The organism is Rhizobium sp. CAU 1783, assembly GCF_054551725.1.
On record NZ_JBTOLM010000002.1, the window covers coordinates 142,638 to 164,477 of the forward strand.

Here is a 21,840-nt window from a genome sequence, read left to right on the forward strand (position 1 = left end):
CCGTTTGCCGCTTTAGGCGCGGGTATCCGGTCCTACTGGCAGAGATCGGCCCATTCGGCATTGGTCAGTTCCGCCATGCGAGAGGGCGCGATATGGACGGCCGAGTTGGTCGCACCCGCCGCCGGAACCACCTGGTCGAAAGACTGGAGCGACACGTCGCAATAGACCTTGAGCGTCCCGGGCAGTCCGAACGGGCAGACACCGCCGACCGGATGGCTCGTCGCCTCGACGACCTCTTCGGCGCCCAGCATGCGCGGCTTCACGCCGAAGCGATCCTTGAATTTACGGTTGTCGAGACGCTTCGTCCCAGCTGCGACCACGAGCACGACCTCTTCGCCGATCCGCAGGCATATCGTCTTGGCGATCTGGTCGGGTTCGACACCATGGGCCTCTGCGGCAAGCGCCACGGTCGCGGAACTCGCGTCGGTGACGATCACATCGATGTCGGGGGCTTTTTCGGCGAAGAAGGAACGGACGGATTCGAGGCTCATGCGGTATTTCTATGCGCAACCGCGGCCGGTCGACAAGACGGGTTTTCGCCGTCCTCTTGATATCGTGTCCCGGCAACCCCACTTTAAGGTCAACCAGTGCAGCGGCCGCCGAAAGATGAGTTGCAGCATTTCGGATCAGCGGCAGCGCGGCATTAACCATCGGTTAATCACTTCGCGCCATCCTGCTGATCATGGAACGAAGGAAACCTTCAAGGCTCCGACGTTCGAAAATGTGCATTGCTTGTTTCCGCCCCTGACCACGGATGTACTGGCAGGGGCGTCGAAACAAGGGACGAAAGGTCGGGTAACCCCCGGCCTTTTTGCTTTTTTCGGGCCTCTTACGACGAGGCCAGCGCATCCATGATGCGGATCCACGACCGGATGCCCTTGTGGAAGGAGTTGAGGTCGTACTTCTCGTTCGGTGAATGGATGCGGTCGTCGGTCAGGCCGAAGCCGACGAGCAACGAATCCATGCCCAGCATCTTCTGGAAATCGCCGACGATCGGGATCGAGCCACCCATGCCGATGACCACGGCCGGCTTCGGCCATTCGTCCGACAGCGCGTTCCTTGCCTTGGTCAGCACGGGTGAATCATAGGAAAGCTGGATGGCCGGCGAGCCGCCGTGCTCGTGGAAATCGACCGAGCAGTCCGCAGGGATCCTGGAGCGTACATAGGCGCGGAAGCTTTCGCGGATCTTGGCCGCATCCTGCTCCCCGACCAGGCGGAACGAAACCTTGGCAGAGGCCTTGGCGGCGATCACGGTCTTGAAGCCTTCCCCCGTGTAGCCACCCGTGATGCCGTTCACTTCCGCAGTCGGACGGGCCCAGGTCAGTTCGAGAACGGAGCGGCCCTTTTCACCCGACGGGACCGAAAGCCCCACCTCACCGAGAAAGCTCTCGGCGGTGCGGCCGAGCGATTCCCACGAGGCCTTGATGTTGGCCGGAGTTTCTTCGACGCCCTCGTAGAAACCGGAAAGCGTGATGCGTCCCGTTTCGTCATGCAGGCCGGCGAGAATGTCGACAAGGATATGGATCGGATTGGCGGCAGCACCGCCGAAAAGACCGGAATGAAGGTCGCGGTCGGCGGCGGTGACGGTGACCTCCTCGCCGACCAGTCCGCGCAGCGCGGCGGCGATCGCCGGCGTCTCGCGGTCCCACATGCTGGTGTCGCAGACCAACGCATAGTCGGCCTTCAGTTCGTCTGCGTTGGCCGACAGGAAGGGCTTGAGTGACGGCGAACCGGACTCCTCCTCCCCTTCGAACAGGATGGTGACCTTGACCGGCAGGCTGTCATGGATTGCCTTGTAGGCGCGGCAGGCCTCCAGGAAGGTGAGCAGCTGGCCCTTGTCGTCGGAGGTGCCGCGGCCGGTGATCACCTTGCGGCCTGGCTCGATCTCCTTGATCGCCGGCGCAAAGGGGTCATCCTCCCAAAGATTGAGCGGATCGACGGGCTGGACGTCGTAATGGCCGTAGAACAGCACATGCGGTGCGTCAGTCTTGGCACCGGCATGATGGGCGACCACCATCGGGTGGCCGGGGGTGTCACGCACCGAGGCGTCGAAGCCGAGCGCCGTAAGCTCCTTCACCAGCCATTCGGCCGCCTTGCGGCACTCCGCCTTGAAGGCCGGGTCGGTGGAGATCGAACGGATCTTCACCAGGTCGAACAGGCGGTCGAGGCTTTGCGGCAGGGCCTTGTCGGCGCTGTCGAGTACGGCGGAAATATCGGTCATGGTATCCATCCTGGACATTGCAAATCGGCCGGACGATAGACCAAAGGTCCGCCCGTTTCGAGGGCGGTTGAAACAAAATCTCGCGGTTGGGGTGCTGTGCTGAGGCTCTACAGCTTGCGGGCGTTCTCGATCGCCCAGCGCATGTATTCGAGCATGAGCTCCTTCTCGAAACGGCGGAACCCGGCAAACAGCGCTTGGTCGGCCTCGCTGGCCGCCGAAAGCGCCTCGTCCTTCAGGTTTCGTGCCTTGATGGTCAGGAAGACCAGCTGCGCGCGGCGATCGGAGGGGTGAGGACGTCGCTCGATCAGCCCGTCCCGCTCCATGCGGGCCAGCGTGTTGGCCATCGTCGCCTGCTCGACGTCTACACGTTCCAGGAGCTGTTTCTGGGTCAGTCCTTCCTCGTTCCAGAGTTCGAGGAGGATCGGGAACTGGCCGGCCGAAAATCCCAGCTTTGCCGCACGCGTCTGCAGGGCGCGGGCAAATTCCTTGGCCAGTTGGCCGGCGAGGTAGGTGGCGGAATCGGAACGATTGAAAGCCATGACAATCGATAGGCCGGTTCGTCGCCGCTCTCAAGATTAAATCGCAGGCGATATAGTTCTCATATGACGATTTTTGGAAATACAAATGTGGGGGAGGATTTCAGAAGCCGCCATGGCTTGGAGGCGGACGCCATGGCGGCTTCGAAATAAGGGGACAAAGGCCCGGAGAGGGGGATAAGGCCTTTGTCCAGTCTGAAGCGGCGGGGGACGGGCCTCTTTCAGACAGCGGCGTGATCAGGCGCCGGTGACTAAGAAATGTGCGGCAGAATATGGTTTTTCAAGGGAAGGCCGGATTACAAATTTGTAACGTTTGCGTGTTCGGCGCCGTCTTCGGGATTTCGAACTTTGTATGGACGCCCCGAACGCCTCGCGCTATCCATGCAGCCATGAAAAAAGGCGATCATCTCTTCCTCATCGACGGCTCCGGATTCATCTTTCGGGCCTTTCACGCGCTGCCGCCGCTGACCCGCAAATCCGACGGTTTGCCGGTCGGCGCGGTTTCGGGCTTTTGCAACATGTTGTGGAAGCTGCTGACAGACGCACGTGACACCAGCGTCGGGGTGACACCGAGCCACCTCGCGGTCATCTTCGACTATTCCTCGAAGACCTTCCGCAAGGAGCTCTACCCGGAATACAAGGCGAACCGTTCGGCACCACCGGAAGAGTTGGTTCCCCAGTTTGGCCTGATCCGCGAGGCGACCCGCGCCTTCAATCTGCCCTGCATCGAGACCGAAGGCTTCGAAGCGGACGACATCATTGCCACCTATGCCCGTGCAGCCGAGGCGATCGGCGCCGACGTGACGATCGTCTCCTCGGACAAGGACCTGATGCAGCTCGTCACGTCGAACGTCCACATGTATGACAGCATGAAGGACAAGCAGATTGGCATTCCCGACGTCGTCGAGAAATGGGGCGTGCCGCCGGAAAAGATGATCGACCTCCAGTCGCTGACCGGAGATTCGACCGACAACATTCCAGGCATTCCCGGCATCGGCCCGAAGACGGCGGCGCAGTTGCTCGAGGAATATGGCGATCTGGACACTTTGCTCGCCCGCGCCGAGGAGATCAAGCAGGTCAAGCGCCGCGAAAACATCGTCGCGAATGCCGAACTGGCCCGCCTGTCGCGCCAGCTCGTCACCTTGCGGACGGATGTTCCGCTCGACCTGCCGCTCGATGCGCTGTCGCTGGAGAAGCAGGACGGCCCGCGCTTGATCGGCTTCCTGAAGACCATGGAATTCACCACGCTCACGCGTCGTGTGGCGGAAGCCTGTGATTGCGACGCCTCGGCGATCGAGCCTTCGATCGTCAAGATCGAATGGGGGCGGGCTGCTCACGGCCCCGATCTCGACGCAGCAGCGCCGACCTCCGAAGCGGCACCGGGCGCTGTTTCCGGCGCACCGGCTGTATCGCCGGCTACTACTGCTGCCAACGGCGATCCGACGCCCTCCGATCTCGCAGCCGCTCGCGCAGCCGCGTTCCACGGGCGCAAGATCGACATCACAAGCTACCAGACGATCCGTGATCTCGACACTCTGAGGGGCTGGATCGCCGCCGCGCGCGAAACCGGCCTCGTCGCCTTCGATACGGAAACGACGAACATCGATCCCATGCTCGCCGATCTCGTCGGCTTCTCGCTCGCGATCGCCGACAATGCCCTGCAGTCGGGCTCGCCCGAGATCCGTGCGGCCTATGTGCCTTTGACCCACAAGACCGGTGTCGGAGATCTCCTGGGTGGCGGCATGGCGGACGGGCAGATCCCGATGGCCGAGGCACTGGCCGTTCTCAAGGACATGCTGGAAGACCCCTCGATCCTCAAGGTCGCACAGAACCTGAAATACGACTACCTGCTGATGAAGCGCTACGGCGTGGTCATCAAGGGCTTCGACGACACCATGCTGATGTCCTACGTGCTGGATGCCGGCAAGGGAAACCACGGCATGGACGGGCTCTCCGAGCGCTGGCTCGGTCACACGCCGATTGCCTACAAGGATGTGGCCGGCAGCGGAAAGTCGTCCCTGACGTTCGATCTGGTCGACATCGACAAGGCGACCGCCTATGCGGCGGAAGATGCCGACGTGACCTTGCGGCTGTGGATGGTGCTGAAGCCCCGCCTGGCCGCCGAAAAGCTGACCCGCATCTACGAACGTCTGGAACGTCCGCTGGTGCCCGTGCTTGCCGATATGGAAGAGCGCGGCATCTCGATTGACCGCCAGATCCTCTCGCGCCTATCCGGCGAACTCGGGCAGAAGGCCGCGGCCTTCGAGGACGAGATCTACGAACTGGCCGGTGAGCGCTTCAACGTCGGCTCGCCCAAGCAGCTGGGTGATATCCTGTTCGGCAAGATGGGCCTGCCGGGCGGATCGAAGACCAAGACCGGCCAGTGGTCGACCTCGGCCCAGGTTCTCGAAGACCTGGCCGCGGAAGGTGCGCCGCTCCCGCGCAAGATCGTCGACTGGCGCCAGCTGACCAAGCTGAAATCCACCTATACCGACGCCCTGCCGGGTTATGTCCATCCGCAGACGAAACGGGTCCATACGAGTTACTCGCTGGCCGCCACCACGACTGGCCGCCTCTCGTCGTCGGAACCGAACCTGCAGAACATTCCGGTGCGGACCGCCGAGGGCCGCAAGATCCGCACCGCCTTCATCGCGACCCCGGGCCACAAGCTGCTCTCCGCCGACTACAGCCAGATCGAGTTGCGCGTGCTCGCCCATGTCGCCGAGATCCCGCAGCTGCGTCAGGCGTTTGCGGATGGTGTCGACATTCACGCTATGACGGCTTCCGAAATGTTCGGTGTCCCGGTCGAAGGCATGCCGTCGGAAGTCCGACGTCGCGCCAAGGCCATCAATTTCGGCATCATCTACGGCATTTCAGCCTTCGGTCTGGCCAACCAGCTCGGCATCGAGCGTTCCGAGGCGGGTGACTACATCAAGAAGTATTTCGAGCGGTTCCCCGGCATCAAGGACTACATGGAGAGCACCAAGGCCTTTGCCCGCGAGAACGGCTATGTCGAGACGATCTTCGGCCGACGTGCCCATTATCCGGAGATAAAGTCGTCCAACCCGTCGATGCGGGCCTTTAACGAGCGTGCCGCGATCAATGCTCCGATCCAGGGATCGGCGGCGGACATCATCCGCCGGGCCATGATCAAGATCGAGCCGGTGCTTGCGGGGGCGGGGCTCGGCGAAAGGGTGCGGATGCTTTTGCAGGTCCACGACGAATTGATCTTCGAAGTCGAGGACGAGGCCATCGAGGCCGCCATGCCGATCATCGTTGAGACCATGGAGCACGCAGCCATGCCGGCAATCGCAATGCGCGTGCCGCTGAAGGTCGATGCCCGGGCCGCCCACAACTGGGACGAGGCGCACTGACAGGGGCGCCTCTTCGGCCTTTACCCGTCTGGCCGTCAAAATCCGTCGAAACAATCAAGCCGCAGCGAAGACGTACCGGCACCACCCAAGGAAACCGCCATGGCATTCGCCACCATCAACGGAATCAACGTGCATCACGAACTGATCGGGGAAGCGAACGCGAAGAACCTCGTCGTCTTTTCGAATTCGCTTGGCACCGATTTCCGCATTTGGCTCCCGGTCTTCGATGAGCTGGGCGACGACGTGTCTGTCCTGCTCTACGATTCCCGCGGCCATGGCTTGACCGGCGGGGCCGACACGGTCTTTGGCATCGACGACCTCGTCGATGACCAGATTGCGCTGGTCGAGCATCTCGGCATCAAGCGCGCCGTGTTCTGCGGCCTTTCCGTCGGCGGTCTTGTCGCCCAAGGTGTCTGGAAGAAGCGGCCGGATCTCGTCAAGAAACTCGCCCTCTGTGACACCGCCGCGAAGATCGGCACGGCCGACACCTGGAACGCCCGCATTGATGCAATTGCCAAGGGTGGCCTGGAAAGCATAGCCGACGATGTGATGCAGCGCTGGTTCACGGCGGACTTCCACGCCGAGCGCGCCGACGAACTGGCCGGCTACCGGACCATGATGACCCGCCAGTCGGCAGCCGGATACGCCACCACCTGCGCGGCCATCCGCGATGCCGATTTCTCCGATGTCCTGGAGACGATTTCCGTGCCGGTCCTCTGCGTCGTCGGCGATCAGGACGGCTCGACGCCGCTGGATGTCGTGAAGGCAACCGCGGACCGGATTCCGGGCGCGCGCCTCGAGGTCATCGAGGGCTGTGGCCATATCCCCTGCGTCGAGCAGCCGGAGGATCTGGCTGACCTGTTGCAGCGCTTTCTCAAGAAGGCCTGACCAACGGCAGCGCTCCCCGTTCTGAAAAGGAACGGGGACGTCCGGCGTGATGGCTTATCGATTGCGGCGGCCTGCCAGGATGTCCTCCAGCGCCGCGATCAGTTTTCCGCCTGCGTCGGCGAGCAGTCCGCTGTTGTCGATGTCGACCACATCGTAGTCGCCGTCGACTGCCAGCGACCCACGCTTCAGGCGTTCGAGGATTTCCGCCCGGCTCTCGCGGCCGCGAGCGGTCAGCCTCTCGGCGAGTACCTCGGGGGAGGCGGTGACGTTGACGACCACCAGCGGCGAGAAAGCCCTGGCGAAGTGAGGAAGCGCCGAGCGGGAACCGTTGGCGATCACCAGGTGACCGAGCGCCAGCTTCTCGTGCACGGCCGCCGGAATACCGTAACGCAGGCCGTGAGCGTCCCAGTCGACGGCGAATGCGCCGCCTTGCTTGAGCGTGGAAAAGTCGGACGTCGAAACGCCGAGATGCGCCTCCCCGCCGGCGTCGGTCGGTCGGGTGATCACGCGGCGGACGAAATCCACCTCGGGCCGCCCGGCGAAATGCGCCTTTGCGATGTGGATGAGGCTGTCCTTGCCAGCGCCGCTCGGACCGACGATCGCGACCATCGTGCCGGCCGCGTTCCTCGACATCGCTGCCGCCGGCTTTCCGTCCATCAGGCGACCCTCTGTCCTTCGCGCCATACCGAGCGAACCACCGGCACGCCGTCCGGGCGCCGGACGCGAACGAGGTCAGCGCGCAATCCGGCCGCGATCCTGCCGCGATCATCGAGGCCGACGGTGCGCGCCGGCGTCGAAGTCACCATGGCAAGCGCCCGCGGTAGCGAAATCGTACCGAATTCGTCTGCAAGGACGAAGGCGGCATGCAGCAGGCTGAGCGGCACGTAATCGGAGGAGAGAACGTCGAGAACGCCGCGCTCGGCGAGGTCGCGCGCGGCGATGTTGCCGGAATGCGACTTGCCGCGAACGACGTTCGGCGCCCCCATCAGGACGCTCATGCCGGCCTTGTGCGAGGCTTCGGCAGCCTCAAGGCTGGTCGGGAATTCGGCGAGCTTGACCCCGTGTCCCTTGGCTTCCTCGACATGCGCGAGCGTCGCATCGTCATGGCTGGCAACGGTGATCCCGCGCGCTGCGCAGATCCCTGCCAGCGTGTCGCGATGATGGGCGGAATAGCGCGCGGAGAGCGCCAGCCGGCTCTCGACGAAACGGGCAAAGGCTTCGTCCGTCAGTCCGCGCTTAGTCTTGTAGTAGAGTGTGTATTGATCCATCGTCTGGAACTGGCGCTGACCCGGAGAGTGGTCCATCAGCGAGGCGAGCCTTACATGCGGATCGCTCTCGAAGTCGGCGAAATGGTCGAGAACGTTGTCGGAAGCCACCTCGCAGCGCAGGTGGATGAAATGCTGGGCACGCAGCCGGTCCTCGCGTTCCGCGGCCTGGATGGCGTCGGCCATGTCGCGCATCTCGCCCTTGTCGAAGCCGCCGTCCTCGTCGGACCCCATCCGCAGGCAGTCGAACACGGTGGTTATGCCGGACGTCACGACCTGGGCATCATGGGCCTGGATCGCCGAGGTCTTGTGCCAGCGGACGCCGGGGCGCGGCGAGTAGTGTGATTCCAGATGGTCGGTATGGAGTTCGATGAGGCCGGGGATGAGGTAGTCGCCGCCGAAATCCTCGCCGGCGCGCGTGCTGCCTTCCGAAACGTCGGCGATCAGGCCGTCGCGGATCTGTATGGAGCCCTCGATGATCTGGTCATCCAGGACGATGCGGGCGTTGGAAAAGATGGTTTCGGCGGACATGGGCGAGCTTTCAGAGGGTTTCTGTGCCGGTAAGCGGCTTCCAGGTATGGACGGTAAAGGGTGCGCCCCGTTCGGGTTCGACAAAGAGCGCGAGGCCGGAAATGCGAATTGGCCTTTGGGTGAAAGAGGAAAAACATTCGGTCGCGAGCGCCTTCATCGCCGGAGCAAGGTGCGTTTCCACGGGACCGCTAAGCGTCATGTGGAAACGGAACTCATCCATCACGTAAGGATAGCCCCAGCGCATCAGGTTATCCCGCTGCGCCTCCGACAGGCGCTCGGGCTTGCGCCTTGCGACGTCGGCGTCCGACAGCGGCGCGCGAAACGGCTCGAACGCCTCGACGGCGGCGGCGGCAAAATCCTGGAGCGGCTTGTGGGTGTCGGCGGGAACGATGGCAAAGAATGGCCCGAGTTGATCCACCACGACGGAGGGAATGTCGAAGGCAGGCTGCGCGCTGCAGAACCTGCCGAACGCTTCGACGAGATCCGCCTCGCTGCGGTCGTTCGCGAGGGAAAAGGGTGCCTTGATCGTCGCGTGAAAACCGTAGCGTCGCGGATCGGCGGTCAGGCCGTGAAAGACCTCGGTCGGAAAGGTCCCGGTCTTGCCGATCGGCAGATCCCGACCGTGGAAGGCATCGCGACCGAGCCAGGCGGCGGCTGTCTGCGTCAGGGGATCATCGGCGGGAGGGGTAAAGTAGAGCGCATAGCGCAAGGGGCAAATCCTCGTGTCGGTGGGCGCCGCCAGAATGACCTTTCAGGCATGCGCCGTACAAGCCGGTTTCGCTAGCCGATGCGCATGACAGATTAATGATGATTTCGGCGTTTCGTCGAAATCAGTGGTGCGTGCCCATCAGTCGCGAGCGAAGGGCGTTCGAGATGCCGTCGAAGATGAAGACGACGACCAGGATGAGCACCACCATGTAGGCGACGTTTTCCCAGTCGGAATTGGTCCGCATGGCTTCCCACAGCTTGAGACCGATGCCGCCGGCGCCGACCGCGCCGATGATCGTGGCCGAACGGGTGTTGGATTCCCAGAAGTAGAGAGCCTGCGATGCAAAGAGCGGCATGACTTGCGGCAGCACGCCGAAGCGCTGTACGGCGAGTGGGCTCGCGCCCACCGATTTGACCCCTTCGCGCTGCTTGTCGTCAATGTTTTCGAGCGCTTCCGAATAGAGCTTGCCGAGCGTGCCCGTGTCGGTGAAGAAGATCGCCGAAATCCCCGCGAGCGGCCCCGGCCCGAAGGCGCGGGTGAAGAACAGCGCCCAGATGAACATGTCGACGGAGCGCTGGAAGTCGAAGAAGCGCTTCGTCAGCTGGTTGATGACGCCGTTGTGCATGATGTTGCGCGCGGCGATGAAGGACAGCGGGAAGGCGACCAGCATGGCGAAGAAGGTGCCGACGAAAGCCATCACGATGGTCTGCAGCAGCTTCGTCCAGACGTCGAGGTGTTGCCAGGACGGATTGTAGAGAATGTCGGTCCATGCCAGCGACAGGTTGCTCTGCGCCGGATCGAGCCGTTCGCCGGAAAGAACGAGTTGCGTCACCTCGCCAAAGCTCTTGCCGAAGAAGGCGGAGTTGGTGTCGAAGAAAAAGTTTGCCCAGCCCAGGAAGCGCTTGTGGATCTTGACCACGTCGCCGCGAACCTCCGCCCAGCCGGAGAAACCGAAGGCCAGAACGATCTTCTCGCCGGGGGCACGCTGTGTCGCCCATGTCGGCAACGCGGTATCGGTGTCGACGCGGCCATCCTTCGAAAGGGTCAGCTGAAGTACTTCGTCTCCCCGGGTCACGCGAACGCCGTCGCGAGAGACGTCGATGCGGTCGGAGGTGTTGAACTGGACGCTGGCCCGGGTCACGACCTCCTCGGTGCGCGTTTCCGTCCGCGCCGCGGAGAGCGCCTGTTGCGCGGTGTTCGGCGCCATGAATGAGAACGACGAGCTGGTCTTGGGCGCCGAACCCTGTCCTTCTGCCGGGATCTCGATCGTGCGGGTCACGGTCTCGCGCTCGGCGACCAGCCAGTCCGGATTGGGATTGGGGCCGATCGGATCGAAGCGCGGATAGACGATGCTCATATTGCCGTCGGCGCCGATCTCGATGTCGGGCCGGACTTCATAGGAGACCCAGTCCGCCAGATACGTGCCGGCAATGCCCCAGTTGGCGGTACCGAGCACCTGGCCGATCGCGAAGAACCACCAGCAGAAGAGGAAATAGAGCAAAACTGCGCCGCCGATCAGCAGGAGGCGGAAACGCATCCAGAACGAGGGCTGCAACAGGTTTCCGTGGCGGGCGGCGATCGCGTCGAGTTCGGCGGGGCTCAGCGTTTTCATGGGGTGTTCCTCAGATCACGGCCTGGAAGGCCTGGTCGCCGACGAGCTTGCGGCGAAGCCATGCGGAAAGCTGGTCTACGGCGATGATCGTCAAGAAGAGCAAAAGGACGATTGCGAGGGTCTTTGCTTCATGGCCGCGGCTGATCGACAGGCGAAGCTGCTCGCCGATGCCGCCGCCGCCGACCGCGCCGATGATCGTCGAGGCGCGAACGTTGATCTCAAGGCGCATCAGGAAGTAACTCATGAAGTTCGGCAGTACCTGCGGCACCATGCCGAACCACGCCCGCTCGATCCAGCTGGCGCCGACGGCCTTCAGGCCTTCGTCCGGTTTCATGTCGGCGTTTTCGATCACCTCGAAGAACAGCTTGCCGAGCGCGCCGATGGTGTGGATCGACACCGCGATGATCGCCGGAATGGGGCCGAGCGACAGGATCGCGAGAAAGAAACCGGCGAGAACGATCTCCGGGAAGGCACGCAGGATCTCCATGAAACGGCGCACGGCCATCCTGACAATCCGGTTGTGCGTCATGTTGCGCGCCGCGAAGAAGGCGAGGCCGGATCCGAAGATGAAGCCGATCAGCGTCGACAGGATGGCGATGTTGAGCGTCTCTGCCATCTTGTAGAAGTATTCGGGAATGTAGAGCGTCTCGGTGACGTAGTAGCGGCCTTCGGTATAGTCGTATTGCAGGCTGCCGTCGTAATAGGGGGAGGGCAGGTCGAACATCGCCCGCCAGATCTCCATGCCGTCACGCGGCACGAGATCGCCGACGAAATCGAAGACATGGGGCAGGCGTTCGATGAACTTCCCGGAATTGCTCTCGTTGGCAAACCACAGCGATCCGAACAGGACCACTGCCAACCCGATGAAACCGATTGCCGTATAAAGACGCCGGCTGCGGGCGAGTTCCTGCCAGTGGCGCTCGACGACGGAGCCCCGTTCGCTGAGGCCGGGCTGCAAGAGGGAAGCACTCATGGGGTACCGCTTTCGACCGCTCGGGGATGGCATGACATGAAATCGCCGCCGGAAGGTTTGTCATCCGGCGGCGATCGATGGGGTGGCTATCAGCCGCCGATGGTGGCCTTGCGGGCGTCGATGATCGGCTTGTAGAAGTCGACGTTGACTTCGGTGAAGCCGGTGAAGTCGCCGCCCTGGATGGCCGAGAAGCAGGCAGCGTCGGTCTTCGGCAGGTCCATCATGAAGGTCTTGAACTTGGCCTTCATGTCGTCGTTCATCGAAGTGCGGATAACGATCGGACCGTTCGGGATCAGCGGCGACTTCCAGAGTTCGACGAGGTCGTCCATGTTCAGAACACCCTTGTCGACCATCTTCTTCAGGTTGCCCGAGGTGTAGCCGTCCTTGAATTCGCCAACGCCCGAACCGAAGGTCGTGCCGGCGTCGAAGGTGCCCTTCAGGACTTCGAGGACGAGGTTTTCGTGGCCGCCGCCGAAGCCGGTCTCAGCAACATATTCCTTGACCGGGCCGCCGAGCGCTTCCGGAAGCGTGACGGTCGGGATCAGGTAGCCAGAGGTCGAGTCCGGGTCGGCGAAGCCGAGCTTCTTGCCCTTGATGTCGGTGACCTTGGTCATGCCCGAATCCTTGCGGGCGACCATGATGGAGTAGTAGCCCATCGAGCCGTCGGTCTGGACGGTCGTCAGGATCGGCTCGACGGCCTTGGCGTCGGCGAGGTAGATCTTGGCGAAGCCGGAAGCGCCGAGTTCGGCGTAGTCGAGGGTGCCGCCGAGCAGGCCCTGGATGACGCCGTCATAGTCGGCGGCCGGGAACAGCGATACCTTTTCGACGCCGAGAACGGCAGGCAGCTTGTCGACCATGCACTGGTAGTTGCGCAGGCGGTCGGCTTCGTTTTCACCGCCAAGGATACCGATGCGGAACTCCTTGAGGTCTTCGGCAGCAGCGGCGCCGGCGAGCGATACGAGTGCCACGGCGGCAAGAAGGGTCTTCTTCAACATGAGTCCATCTCCTGTTTTCCGGATGTTCCGGTGAGAATCTTGTCTGTTATCGGGGTTGCCCTTCACGCGGGCGTTCGATCGTCGTGATCTCAGGCCTCGGCGACGGCCAGGGCCTTGAAATCAGCGGATTGGGCAGCGGCTGCATTCGCAGCGGTGGGAATGCGGATGCTGGTCGACGTCATGCTCTCGTCGATGCCGGCGCCATGGCTGTCGGCGCCGTAGATTTCCTGGACCGTCTCGGCGGTGAGTTCGTCCGGTGTGCCGTCGAAGACGACCCGGCCGCGCGCCATGCCGATGATGCGCGAGCAATAGTTGCGGGCGGTGTCGAGTGTGTGCAGGTTGGTCATCACGGTAATGCCCTCGCGCTCGTTGATGTCCTTGAGCGCGTCCATGACGATCTTGGCGTTGAGCGGATCGAGCGATGCGATCGGTTCGTCGGCCAGCACGACCTTGGGACCTTGCATCAGCGCGCGGGCGATTGCGACGCGCTGCTGCTGTCCGCCGGACAGCGTGCCGGCCGGCTGCAATGCGGTCTGCTCGATGCCGAGGCGCTCGAGTGCGGCGATCGCCATCAGCCGCTCTTCGCGGGTGAAAATGTTGAGGATGCTGAGCGCGGTCGGGCGGTGGTTGAGCCGGCCGAGAAGCACGTTCGTCAGTACGTCGAGGCGGGGGACCAGATTGAACTGCTGGAAGATCATTGCGCAGTCACGCTGCCAGTTGCGAAGGCCGGCGCCGCGCAGGGCGGACACCTCGACGTCGCCGAAGTGGATCGAGCCGTCGGACGGATCGACAAGACGGTTAATCATGCGCAGAAGCGTCGACTTGCCGGCGCCCGAGCGACCGATGACCCCGACCATCTCGCCCCGCTCGATGTCGACATTGACACCGTCGACGGCGACGTGCTGGCCAAACTTGCGGGTCACATTCTTCAGCTGAAATCTCATCTCGGCTCTTTCGGCGTCATGTCCATTCGATCGAGAATGGCTTTAGCGGGGGTCCATGAAGTGCCAATGTCAGATTTGTGTAGAATTTGTTAAATTGACCAAGCTATTGAATTTTTTTGAAAATCAGGAATATTTCGCGACGAATTCCGAAGCGTCGAGGGAGCGGAAATCGCCGAGAGCGGCAAACAGGCGCTCGTGGTCCCAGTCCCACCAGGCAAGTTTTTCCATTCCCTCGGCCGTCTCGGCGGAAAAGCGCTCGCGGATCAGCCGGGCAGGCACCCCGCCGACGATGGTGTAGGGGGCCACATCGCGGGAAACGACGGCCCCGGCACCGATCACCGCGCCGTTGCCGACGGTGACGCCGGGAAGAACGGTCGCGCCATGGCCGATCCATACGTCGTGGCCAATCACCACCCGGTTTTCGCGGCGCCAGGCAAAGAAGTCGGTCTCCATGTCGGCGCCGTCGAAATAGTCGGCGGCACGGTAGGTGAAGTGATGGAGCGTGGCGCGCCATGTCGGATGATTAGTGGCGTTGATGCGCACGGCCGCAGCGATATTGGCAAACTTGCCGATCGTTGCGCACCAGATCGAGCCGTCCTGCATGATGTAGGAATAGTCGCCCATCTCCACCTCGTCGAGGCGCGTGCGCTCGGAGACTTCCGTATAGCGACCGAGGGTCGAGTTCTTTACGCTGGCGGTCTCGTGGATATGCGGTTCCAGTCCAAGCTTCTTGCTCATGCGGCGGCCTTTCGCGGCGAGAACTGCGAGACGTCGAGAATGCGGTCGGCGACCGCTTCGCGCACTTCTTCGTCATGGAAGATGCCGAGAAGCGCGATGCCGGCGGCCTTCTTGGCGCGGATCATCTCGACGACCACGGCGCGGTTTGCAGCGTCGAGCGATGCCGTCGGTTCATCGAGCAGAAGAACGCGGTGGTCGGTGATGAAGCCGCGCGCGATGTTGACGCGCTGCTGCTCGCCACCGGAGAAGGTGGCCGGAGGAAGCTGCCAGAGGTCGCGCGGCAGGTTGAGCTTGGCCAGCAGTTCGGCGGCGCGGGCGCGCGCCTCTTCGGCAGCAACTCCACGGGCAACGAGCGGTTCTGCCACGACGTCGATGGTTGCGACGCGCGGCACGGTGCGCAGGAACTGGCTTACATAACCGAGCGTCGTTCGCCGCACGTCGAGCACCGACCGCGGGTCGGCACTGGCGATGTCGATGATCCGTCCCTGATGGTCGATCAGGATCTGCCCGCTGTCGACGGCATAGTTGCCGTAGAGCATCTTCAGAATGGAACTCTTGCCGATGCCGGAGGGGCCGCCGAGCACGACGCATTCGCCGCTGGCGACGGAGAAGGACACGTTGGCCACCACCGGGAGGCGGAGGCCGTCGCGCAGGTGCATGGTGAAGCTCTTGGAGACTTCCGAGACGACGAGGGGCGTTGCCATGGGTAATTCCTCTCCAGGCTGTCAGACTTGCAGGATCGAAGAGACGAGGAGCTGGGTATAGGGCTCGCGCGGATCGTCGAGCACGCGATCGGTCAGCCCCTGCTCGATGACATGGCCGTCCTTCATGACCATCATCCGGTGCGACAGCAGGCGCGCCACCGCGAGATCGTGGGTGACGACGATGGCGGAAAGCCCGAGGTCGTTCACCAGGCCACGGACCAGGTCGAGCAGGCGCGCTTGCACCGAGACGTCGAGACCGCCGGTCGGTTCGTCCATGAAGACGAGGCGCGGCCCGGTCACCAGGTTGCGGGCGATCTGCAGGCGCTGGCGCATGCCGCCGGAGAAGGCGCGCGGCTGGTCGTCGATGCGGTCGGTAGAGATCTCCACCCGCTCCAGCCACTCGCTGGCCGTGCGGCGAATATTGCCGTAATGCCGGTTGCCGACGGCCATCAGCCGTTCGCCGACATTGGCGCCGGCCGAGACCGTCATCCGGAGCCCGTCGGCCGGGTTCTGGTGGACGAAGCCCCAGTCGGTGCGCATCAGGAACCGGCGCTCGGCCTCGCTCATGTGGTAGAGGTCGCGATAGGCTCCGTCCCGCATGTGGTATTCGACGGTCCCGGTCGTCGGCATGAGCCGGGTCGACAGGCAGTTGAGAAGCGTCGTCTTGCCCGATCCGGATTCGCCGACGATCGCCAGAACCTCGCCCGGCCAGAGCTCGAATGCGACATTGGAGCAGCCGATGCGCTTGCCGTAGAACTTGGAAAGGTCACGGACCTTGAGAAGCGGCATGTCGGTCATTCGGCGGCCTCCTTCGCGACGCCGAGGTGGCCCACATGGCCGTGCTCGCGCCGTTCTTCGCAGTGATCGGTGTCGGAGCAGACGAACATCCGTCCGCCCTTGTCGTCGAGGACGACCTCGTCGAGATAGACCTGCTCGGCACCGCAGAGCGCGCAGGGCTTGTCGAATTTCTGGATCTCGAACGGATGGTCCTCGAAATCGAGGCTGACGACTTCCGTGAAGGGTGGCACCGCATAGATGCGTTTCTCGCGGCCCGCGCCGAAGAGTTGGAGCGCCTCCGACATGTGCATCTTCGGATTGTCGAACTTCGGCGTCGGCGACGGATCCATGACATAGCGTCCGGCGACCTTCACCGGATAGGCATAGGTTGTGGCGATCCGTCCGTTCTTGGCGATGTCCTCGTAGAGCTTCACATGCATCAGGCCGTATTCTTCGAGTGCATGCATCTTGCGCGTCTCGGTCTCGCGGGGCTCGAGGAAGCGCAAGGGCTCGGGAATCGGTACCTGGTAGACGAGCACCTGGTTTCCCTGGAGCTTCTCCTCGGGGATACGATGGCGCGTCTGGATGATCGTCGCGTCCCGGGTATGGGTGGTCACGGCGACGTTTGCCACCTTCTGGAAGAAGGCGCGGATCGAGACTGCATTGGTGGTGTCGTCGGCCCCCTGGTCGATCACCTTCAGCACGTCGTCGGCGCCGATGATCGAGGCGGTAACCTGTACGCCGCCCGTGCCCCAGCCGTAAGGCATGGGCATCTCACGGCTGGCAAACGGTACCTGATAGCCCGGAATGGCGATCGCCTTCAGGATCGCCCGGCGGATCATCCGTTTGGTCTGTTCGTCGAGATAGGCGAAATTGTAGGTCGCCAGGCCGGAATGCTGTGAAACTTCCTGCGTCATCGGGCGTTATCCTGGATCAGAAGGGAGTGCTGGAAATGGAAATCAGTGTCATTCTCACGATCATCATCGCGGTCATGATCGCCTCCACGGTCGGCAGTGCTTACTGGTTCAACGAGCAGAACCACGATTGACGGGTGCCCGGTCATTCGGCCGCCTCGGCAAGGCTGCCCTGCTGACGCTTCCGTGTCGCTTCGAACTCTCCGCGCATGCGGCGAACCAGATCGAGTTCGGCTTGGAAGTCGACATAGTGCGGCAGCTTGAGGTGTTCGACGAAGCCCGTCGCCTGGACATTGTCCGAATGCGAGATGACGAATTCCTCGTCCTGCGCGGGCGCGACGATGTCCTCGCCGAATTCCGTGGCGCGCAGCGCACGGTCGACGAGTGACATGGCCATGGCCTTGCGTTCGCTCTGGCCTAACACCAGTCCGTATCCCCGCGTGAACTGCGGCGGCGCCTTGGCCGATCCCTTGAACTGGTTGACCATCTGGCATTCGGTCACGCGAATGGTGCCGAGCGAGACGGCGAAGCCGAGTTCGGCAATCTCTATCTCCACCTCGACCTCGCCGATCCGGATCTCGCCGACGAAGGGATGCGTGCGGCCGTAGCCGCGCTGGGTGGAATAGGCGAGTGCCAGCAGGAAGCCTTCGTCGCCACGTGCCAGCGCCTGCAGTCGCGTGTCGCGCTCCATCGGAAATTCGATGGGTTCGCGGGTAATGTCGCCGGCGATGTGGTCTTCTGGCATGTCCCCGTCGGATTCGATCAGGCCCTCGCCGTCGAGGATATCGGAGACCCGCATCACGGCTTCGCCGAGCGGTTCCTTGTGTACCGGTTCGCTCACCTCGCCGTCGTCGAGCAGCGAGGTGTCCAGCAGGCGATGGGTGTAGTCGAAGGTCGGCCCGAGCAGCTGCCCGCCGGGCAGGTCCTTGTAGGTGGCCGAAACGCGGCGTTCGACCTGCATGCGACCGGTCTCGATCGGGACCGAATAGCCGAACCGCGGCAGCGTGGTGCGATAGGCGCGCAGCAGGAAGATCGCCTCGATCATGTCGCCCCGCGCCTGCTTTACGGCAAGGGCTGCGAGCGCCCGATCATGCAGCGAGGCTTCGGCCATCACGCGGTCGACGGCGAGCCCCAGCTGCTCGACGATCTGGTTGATAGTTAGGGCCGGCAGGGAGCGATCCCCGCGACGCTTGTGAGCAAGCAGCCTGTGTGCATTGTCGATGGCGGCTTCCCCGCCCTTCACGGCAACATACATGGTTCAGACCTCCCTGGACGTGATCTTGCAGGTGCGCGGCAGGCCGAGCATGTGGCGTCCGGCGGTGAGGATGACGTCGACGCCGCGCGGAAAGAGGGCCCGGTTGTCGGACCATTGCCTGAGGAACATCTCCGGCAATCCCTGCGGTGCGATGCGCGCGGTGTCGCGGATGCCCGGACCTGTCAGGAGCAGCGGCGCCCCGCGATCGAGATTTGCGACTTCGAGAACGATCGTGGTCGACCTGTCCGGATACTCCTGCGTACCGGCGGCAAAGCAGCCGAAGGACGAAATCACGCTGCCGGCCTCGGCAAAGGCAAATCGGGCATCCGACTTCTCGCGTGTCAGCGGAGCGCCGGTGTGGAAGCCGATCCAGTCCGCGACCGCCGATTTGGCGAGCGTCGGCGTCAGCCAGACGGGCGTATCATGGTCGCAGAGTGTGAGTGCGATCGCGCCGGCAGCGGCCCCCATCGGCGCCGGCGGTTCGATCTCGGGAAGAATGGACTGGATCGTGCCCGGGCGGGCCAGGCAATCCATCATCATGCGGAAGACGCTTTGCGCCTGATGTACGGGCTCGGCGAAGCCGCCGGTGAGTGCCTCGATCTTCGGGTTCATCAGTCCTCTCCCCGTACCATGGTGAAGAAATCGACGCGGGTCGCGGCCGTCTCCTGTGCCTTGCGGCGGGCCTCGGCGGTTCGGTGGGCATCGGCCGGTTCGAGCAGTTCGCGTTCGACCAGCGCGCGATGCGCCGGATCCTGCCACAGCGCATCGAAGATCGCGGCGAGGCGGGCGCGCTTGAGATCGGCGCCCAGCACATGGCCATGGCCGACGAGACCGCTGCCGAGCCGGACGGTTGCGCGCGAGACGGTTGCCTCGCCGAGGTTGAACGGCGAACCGCCGCCGCCGATCCGGCCGCGCACCATTACGAGACCGATCTCCGGCCCGCGCAGCATCTGCACCTCCGGCACGGCGTCGAGACTGCTCCAGACGCGGGTCAGATCCTCGGTCGTGGCGCGGGCGAGCAGGTCCACCACGCGTTTGCGCTCCGGCGCCGGGCTTGCCGCGATTTCTTCTCTTGCTTCCATTGTCAGGCCTCTAAATGTCTAGTAATATAGACAACCATACAAGTGACTTTATGGCTAGCAATCGGGCATGACAAGCGTGTGACATGATGGAGCTGAAATCAGTCGAGAGGCTCAAGGGAGTGGCGGTCTGGCGTCAGATCGCCGACCGGATCCGGGCGTCGATCGCCCGTGGAGACTACGATGCCAGTGGCATGGTGCCTCCCGAAACACAGCTGGCGGCGGAGTTCGGTGTCAATCGCCACACGGTTCGCAGCGCCCTGGCGGCGCTCGCCCAGGAGGGGATCGTGCGTGCCGTGCAGGGGCGCGGAACGATGATCGACCGCAAGGAAAAATTCTCCTTCCCGATTGCACGACGCACCCGTTTCACCGAGGGCATCGGCGATCAGGCCAAGGATCTCGAAGGGGTGCTGCTGGCCTCCGGCGTCGAGGACGCCGGTCGCGAGGTCGGCCGGTGGCTCGGAGTTGCGCTGGAGGTTAAGGTCGTGCGGCTCGAAGTGGTCCGCAAAGCCGATGGGCGACCGCTGTCGCGCTCGACGATCTGGTTTCCCGATCTGCGTTTCGCCGGCATCGATGAGGCGTTCCGGCGTTCTGGCTCGATCACCCGGGCGCTCGGCGAGTTCGGGGTCGGCGATTACCTCCGCGCGACGACCGAGATCTCGGCCACCCATGCCGAACCCGACGATGTGGCGGAACTGGCTTTGACGCCGGGTGCGATCGTTCTCGTGACGCGGGCGCTCAACACCGACATGGATGGTGTTCCGATGCAATACGCGGTCACACGGTTTCCCGCTGACCGCGTCGAATTCACCATCAACAACTGACGGAGAAGGGGCGCGTCAGTGCGCGCCCGACATGTCGCCCAGGACTTCCTTCGACTTGACCGTCGAGTCCGGGTTGAGCTTGTAGACCATCGGCACGCCGGTCGCGAGGTTGAGCTTCAGGATCTCTTCCTTGGACAGGCGGTCGAGCACCATCACCAGCGCACGCAGCGAGTTGCCGTGGGCGGCGACCAGCACGGTCTCGCCCCGGAGCACGCGCGGCAGGATCTCGGTCATGAAGTAGGGCCAGACGCGGGCGCCGGTATCGCGCAGGCTTTCGCCGCCGGGCGGCGGGACGTCGTAGGAACGACGCCAGACATGCACCTGCTCTTCGCCCCACTTGGCGCGGGCGTCGTCCTTGTTGAGGCCCGAGAGGTCGCCATAATCACGCTCGTTGAGCGCTTCGTCGCGAATGGTTTCGAGATCAGGCTGGCCGACATTGTCGAGAACGATCTGGCAGGTCCTCTGGGCGCGCGAGAGGGCGGACGTGAACGCGATGTCGAACTTGATGCCGTAGTCGGCGAGCGCCTTGCCGCCGGCATTGGCTTCCTGCACGCCGAGCTCGGTCAAGCCCGGGTCCTTCCAGCCGGTGAACAGGTTCTTGAGATTCCATTCGCTCTGGCCGTGGCGCACGAGCACGAGGGTACCACTCATCGGAAAATCCTCCGCATTGATGTCAGATGGATGAAGACAACCCGAGCACGTCGAGCATCGAATAGAAACCGGGCTTCTTGTCGCGGGCCCAGAGTGCAGCCTTGACCGCGCCGCGCGCGAAGATCGAGCGGTCGCCGGCACTGTGGCTGAGCGTCACGAGTTCGCCTTCGCCGGCCAAGATCACCGAATGCTCGCCGATCACCGAACCGCCGCGCAGCGTGGCAAAACCGATCGACCCCGCCTCGCGGGCGCCGGTATGTCCGTCGCGCACGCGCACCGAATTTTCCGCAAGGTCGATGCCGCGGCCACGGGCTGCCGCCTCGCCGAGCAGAAGTGCCGTACCGGAGGGCGCGTCGACCTTGTGCTTGTGATGCATCTCCAGGACCTCGATGTCCCAGCCTGCGGCATCGAGAGCGCGTGCCGCCTGCTGGACGAGGACCGAGAGCAGGTTGACGCCGAGGCTCATATTGCCGGACTTCACGATCCGGGCGTGTCTTGCCGCGGCCTCGATCGCCGCATCGTGTTCGGGCAGGCATCCCGTGGTGCCGATCACGTGCACAATACGCGCTTGCGCGGCAAGGCCGGCATAGTCGGTCGAAGCCTGCGGCGACGTGAAGTCGATCACGCCGTCGGCATGGAGAAAGGCGGAGAGTGGATCGTCGCCGATCACAATGCCGTTCTGCCCGAGCCCGGCGACCTCTCCCGCGTCCCGGCCGATCAGGGGCGAGCCCGGACGCTCGACGGCGGCGTGCAGTGTCGCGCCGTCGGTGGCATGGATGATGCGGATCAGCGTCTGGCCCATGCGGCCACCGGCACCCACGACGACGAGTTTCATTGCATCCTGCATGGC

Annotated in this window: 22 protein-coding genes; 3 read left to right on the forward strand and 19 right to left on the reverse strand. The window is 63.4% G+C overall.

What is annotated here, in order from left to right; all coding sequences use genetic code 11:
* Positions 1 to 32 precede the first annotated feature (32 nt).
* The 3 genes from ACX93L_RS07425 to ACX93L_RS07435 all read right to left on the reverse strand — a co-directional run bounded on the left by ACX93L_RS07425 (position 33) and on the right by ACX93L_RS07435 (position 2,760).
* Complete coding sequence (locus tag ACX93L_RS07425; RefSeq protein WP_459404264.1) at positions 33 to 491, reverse strand: YbaK/EbsC family protein; 459 nt, start codon at positions 489 to 491, stop codon at positions 33 to 35.
* Between the two features lie 338 nt (positions 492 to 829).
* The gene (locus tag ACX93L_RS07430) at positions 830 to 2,221 is read right to left on the reverse strand and encodes a M20/M25/M40 family metallo-hydrolase (protein WP_459404265.1); all 1,392 of its coding nucleotides are present in this window, start codon (positions 2,219 to 2,221) and stop codon (positions 830 to 832) included.
* A 107-nt stretch (positions 2,222 to 2,328) separates the two neighbouring features.
* Entirely contained in the window at positions 2,329 to 2,760 is a 432-nt protein-coding gene (locus ACX93L_RS07435) for a MarR family winged helix-turn-helix transcriptional regulator (RefSeq protein ID WP_169592249.1), read from the reverse strand.
* Between the two features lie 386 nt (positions 2,761 to 3,146).
* Here ACX93L_RS07435 and polA point away from each other — a divergent pair, with 386 nt between their 5' ends.
* Both polA and pcaD read left to right on the forward strand, forming a co-directional pair.
* Entirely contained in the window at positions 3,147 to 6,131 is a 2,985-nt protein-coding gene (gene polA, locus ACX93L_RS07440) for a DNA polymerase I (protein WP_459404266.1), read from the forward strand.
* A 99-nt stretch (positions 6,132 to 6,230) separates the two neighbouring features.
* Positions 6,231 to 7,019, forward strand: coding sequence for a 3-oxoadipate enol-lactonase (gene pcaD, locus ACX93L_RS07445; protein ID WP_459404267.1), 789 nt, complete (start codon positions 6,231 to 6,233; stop codon positions 7,017 to 7,019).
* A 54-nt stretch (positions 7,020 to 7,073) separates the two neighbouring features.
* Here the strand turns inward: pcaD and phnN are convergent, their stop codons facing one another.
* The 14 genes from phnN to phnG form a co-directional block, all read right to left on the reverse strand.
* Entirely contained in the window at positions 7,074 to 7,652 is a 579-nt protein-coding gene (gene phnN, locus ACX93L_RS07450) for a phosphonate metabolism protein/1,5-bisphosphokinase (PRPP-forming) PhnN (RefSeq protein ID WP_459404268.1), read from the reverse strand.
* A gap of 23 nt (positions 7,653 to 7,675) precedes the next feature.
* Positions 7,676 to 8,815: an alpha-D-ribose 1-methylphosphonate 5-triphosphate diphosphatase gene (locus ACX93L_RS07455; protein WP_459404269.1), complete on the reverse strand. Its 1,140-nt coding sequence runs from the start codon at positions 8,813 to 8,815 to the stop codon at positions 7,676 to 7,678.
* Between the two features lie 10 nt (positions 8,816 to 8,825).
* Positions 8,826 to 9,524, reverse strand: a complete 699-nt coding sequence (locus tag ACX93L_RS07460; RefSeq protein ID WP_459404270.1) for a DUF1045 domain-containing protein — start codon at positions 9,522 to 9,524, stop codon at positions 8,826 to 8,828.
* Positions 9,525 to 9,645: 121 nt separating this feature from the next.
* Positions 9,646 to 11,136, reverse strand: a complete 1,491-nt coding sequence (gene phnE / locus ACX93L_RS07465) for a phosphonate ABC transporter, permease protein PhnE (RefSeq protein WP_459404271.1) — start codon at positions 11,134 to 11,136, stop codon at positions 9,646 to 9,648.
* Positions 11,137 to 11,146: 10 nt separating this feature from the next.
* Entirely contained in the window at positions 11,147 to 12,109 is a 963-nt protein-coding gene (gene phnE, locus ACX93L_RS07470) for a phosphonate ABC transporter, permease protein PhnE (RefSeq protein WP_459404272.1), read from the reverse strand.
* Between the two features lie 89 nt (positions 12,110 to 12,198).
* Positions 12,199 to 13,104, reverse strand: a complete 906-nt coding sequence (phnD, locus tag ACX93L_RS07475) for a phosphonate ABC transporter substrate-binding protein (protein ID WP_459404273.1) — start codon at positions 13,102 to 13,104, stop codon at positions 12,199 to 12,201.
* An 89-nt stretch (positions 13,105 to 13,193) separates the two neighbouring features.
* Positions 13,194 to 14,048, reverse strand: a complete 855-nt coding sequence (phnC, locus tag ACX93L_RS07480; protein ID WP_459404274.1) for a phosphonate ABC transporter ATP-binding protein — start codon at positions 14,046 to 14,048, stop codon at positions 13,194 to 13,196.
* Between the two features lie 123 nt (positions 14,049 to 14,171).
* Complete coding sequence (locus tag ACX93L_RS07485; RefSeq protein ID WP_459404275.1) at positions 14,172 to 14,786, reverse strand: DapH/DapD/GlmU-related protein; 615 nt, start codon at positions 14,784 to 14,786, stop codon at positions 14,172 to 14,174.
* The gene (phnL, locus tag ACX93L_RS07490) at positions 14,783 to 15,490 is read right to left on the reverse strand and encodes a phosphonate C-P lyase system protein PhnL (RefSeq protein WP_459404276.1); all 708 of its coding nucleotides are present in this window, start codon (positions 15,488 to 15,490) and stop codon (positions 14,783 to 14,785) included. Before phnL ends, ACX93L_RS07485 begins: the two co-directional genes overlap by 4 nt.
* 21 nt (positions 15,491 to 15,511) lie before the next feature.
* A complete protein-coding gene (phnK, locus tag ACX93L_RS07495) occupies positions 15,512 to 16,288 on the reverse strand; it encodes a phosphonate C-P lyase system protein PhnK (RefSeq protein ID WP_459404277.1) in 777 nt (258 codons plus the stop codon).
* Positions 16,285 to 17,184 carry an alpha-D-ribose 1-methylphosphonate 5-phosphate C-P-lyase PhnJ gene (locus ACX93L_RS07500; protein ID WP_459404278.1) on the reverse strand — a complete coding sequence of 300 codons (900 nt, stop codon included), beginning with the start codon at positions 17,182 to 17,184 and terminating at the stop codon, positions 16,285 to 16,287. The genes phnK and ACX93L_RS07500 overlap by 4 nt, the downstream gene beginning before the upstream one ends.
* A 142-nt stretch (positions 17,185 to 17,326) precedes the next feature.
* A complete protein-coding gene (locus tag ACX93L_RS07505) occupies positions 17,327 to 18,436 on the reverse strand; it encodes a carbon-phosphorus lyase complex subunit (RefSeq protein WP_459404279.1) in 1,110 nt (369 codons plus the stop codon).
* 3 nt (positions 18,437 to 18,439) lie between these two features.
* Entirely contained in the window at positions 18,440 to 19,048 is a 609-nt protein-coding gene (gene phnH / locus ACX93L_RS07510) for a phosphonate C-P lyase system protein PhnH (RefSeq protein ID WP_459404280.1), read from the reverse strand.
* A complete protein-coding gene (gene phnG, locus ACX93L_RS07515; RefSeq protein ID WP_459404281.1) occupies positions 19,048 to 19,518 on the reverse strand; it encodes a phosphonate C-P lyase system protein PhnG in 471 nt (156 codons plus the stop codon). The genes phnH and phnG overlap by 1 nt, the downstream gene beginning before the upstream one ends.
* A gap of 83 nt (positions 19,519 to 19,601) precedes the next feature.
* On the opposite strand from phnG, the gene phnF reads away from it, so the two are divergent.
* Positions 19,602 to 20,339 (forward strand): phosphonate metabolism transcriptional regulator PhnF, encoded by a 738-nt coding sequence (phnF, locus tag ACX93L_RS07520; protein WP_459404282.1) that lies wholly within the window; start codon positions 19,602 to 19,604, stop codon positions 20,337 to 20,339.
* Positions 20,340 to 20,354: 15 nt separating this feature from the next.
* Here phnF and ACX93L_RS07525 read toward each other — a convergent pair whose 3' ends face one another.
* Both ACX93L_RS07525 and dapB read right to left on the reverse strand, forming a co-directional pair.
* The gene (locus tag ACX93L_RS07525; protein WP_459404283.1) at positions 20,355 to 20,990 is read right to left on the reverse strand and encodes a 2,3-bisphosphoglycerate-dependent phosphoglycerate mutase; all 636 of its coding nucleotides are present in this window, start codon (positions 20,988 to 20,990) and stop codon (positions 20,355 to 20,357) included.
* Between the two features lie 22 nt (positions 20,991 to 21,012).
* The gene (gene dapB / locus ACX93L_RS07530) at positions 21,013 to 21,837 is read right to left on the reverse strand and encodes a 4-hydroxy-tetrahydrodipicolinate reductase (RefSeq protein WP_459404284.1); all 825 of its coding nucleotides are present in this window, start codon (positions 21,835 to 21,837) and stop codon (positions 21,013 to 21,015) included.
* Positions 21,838 to 21,840 lie beyond the last annotated feature (3 nt).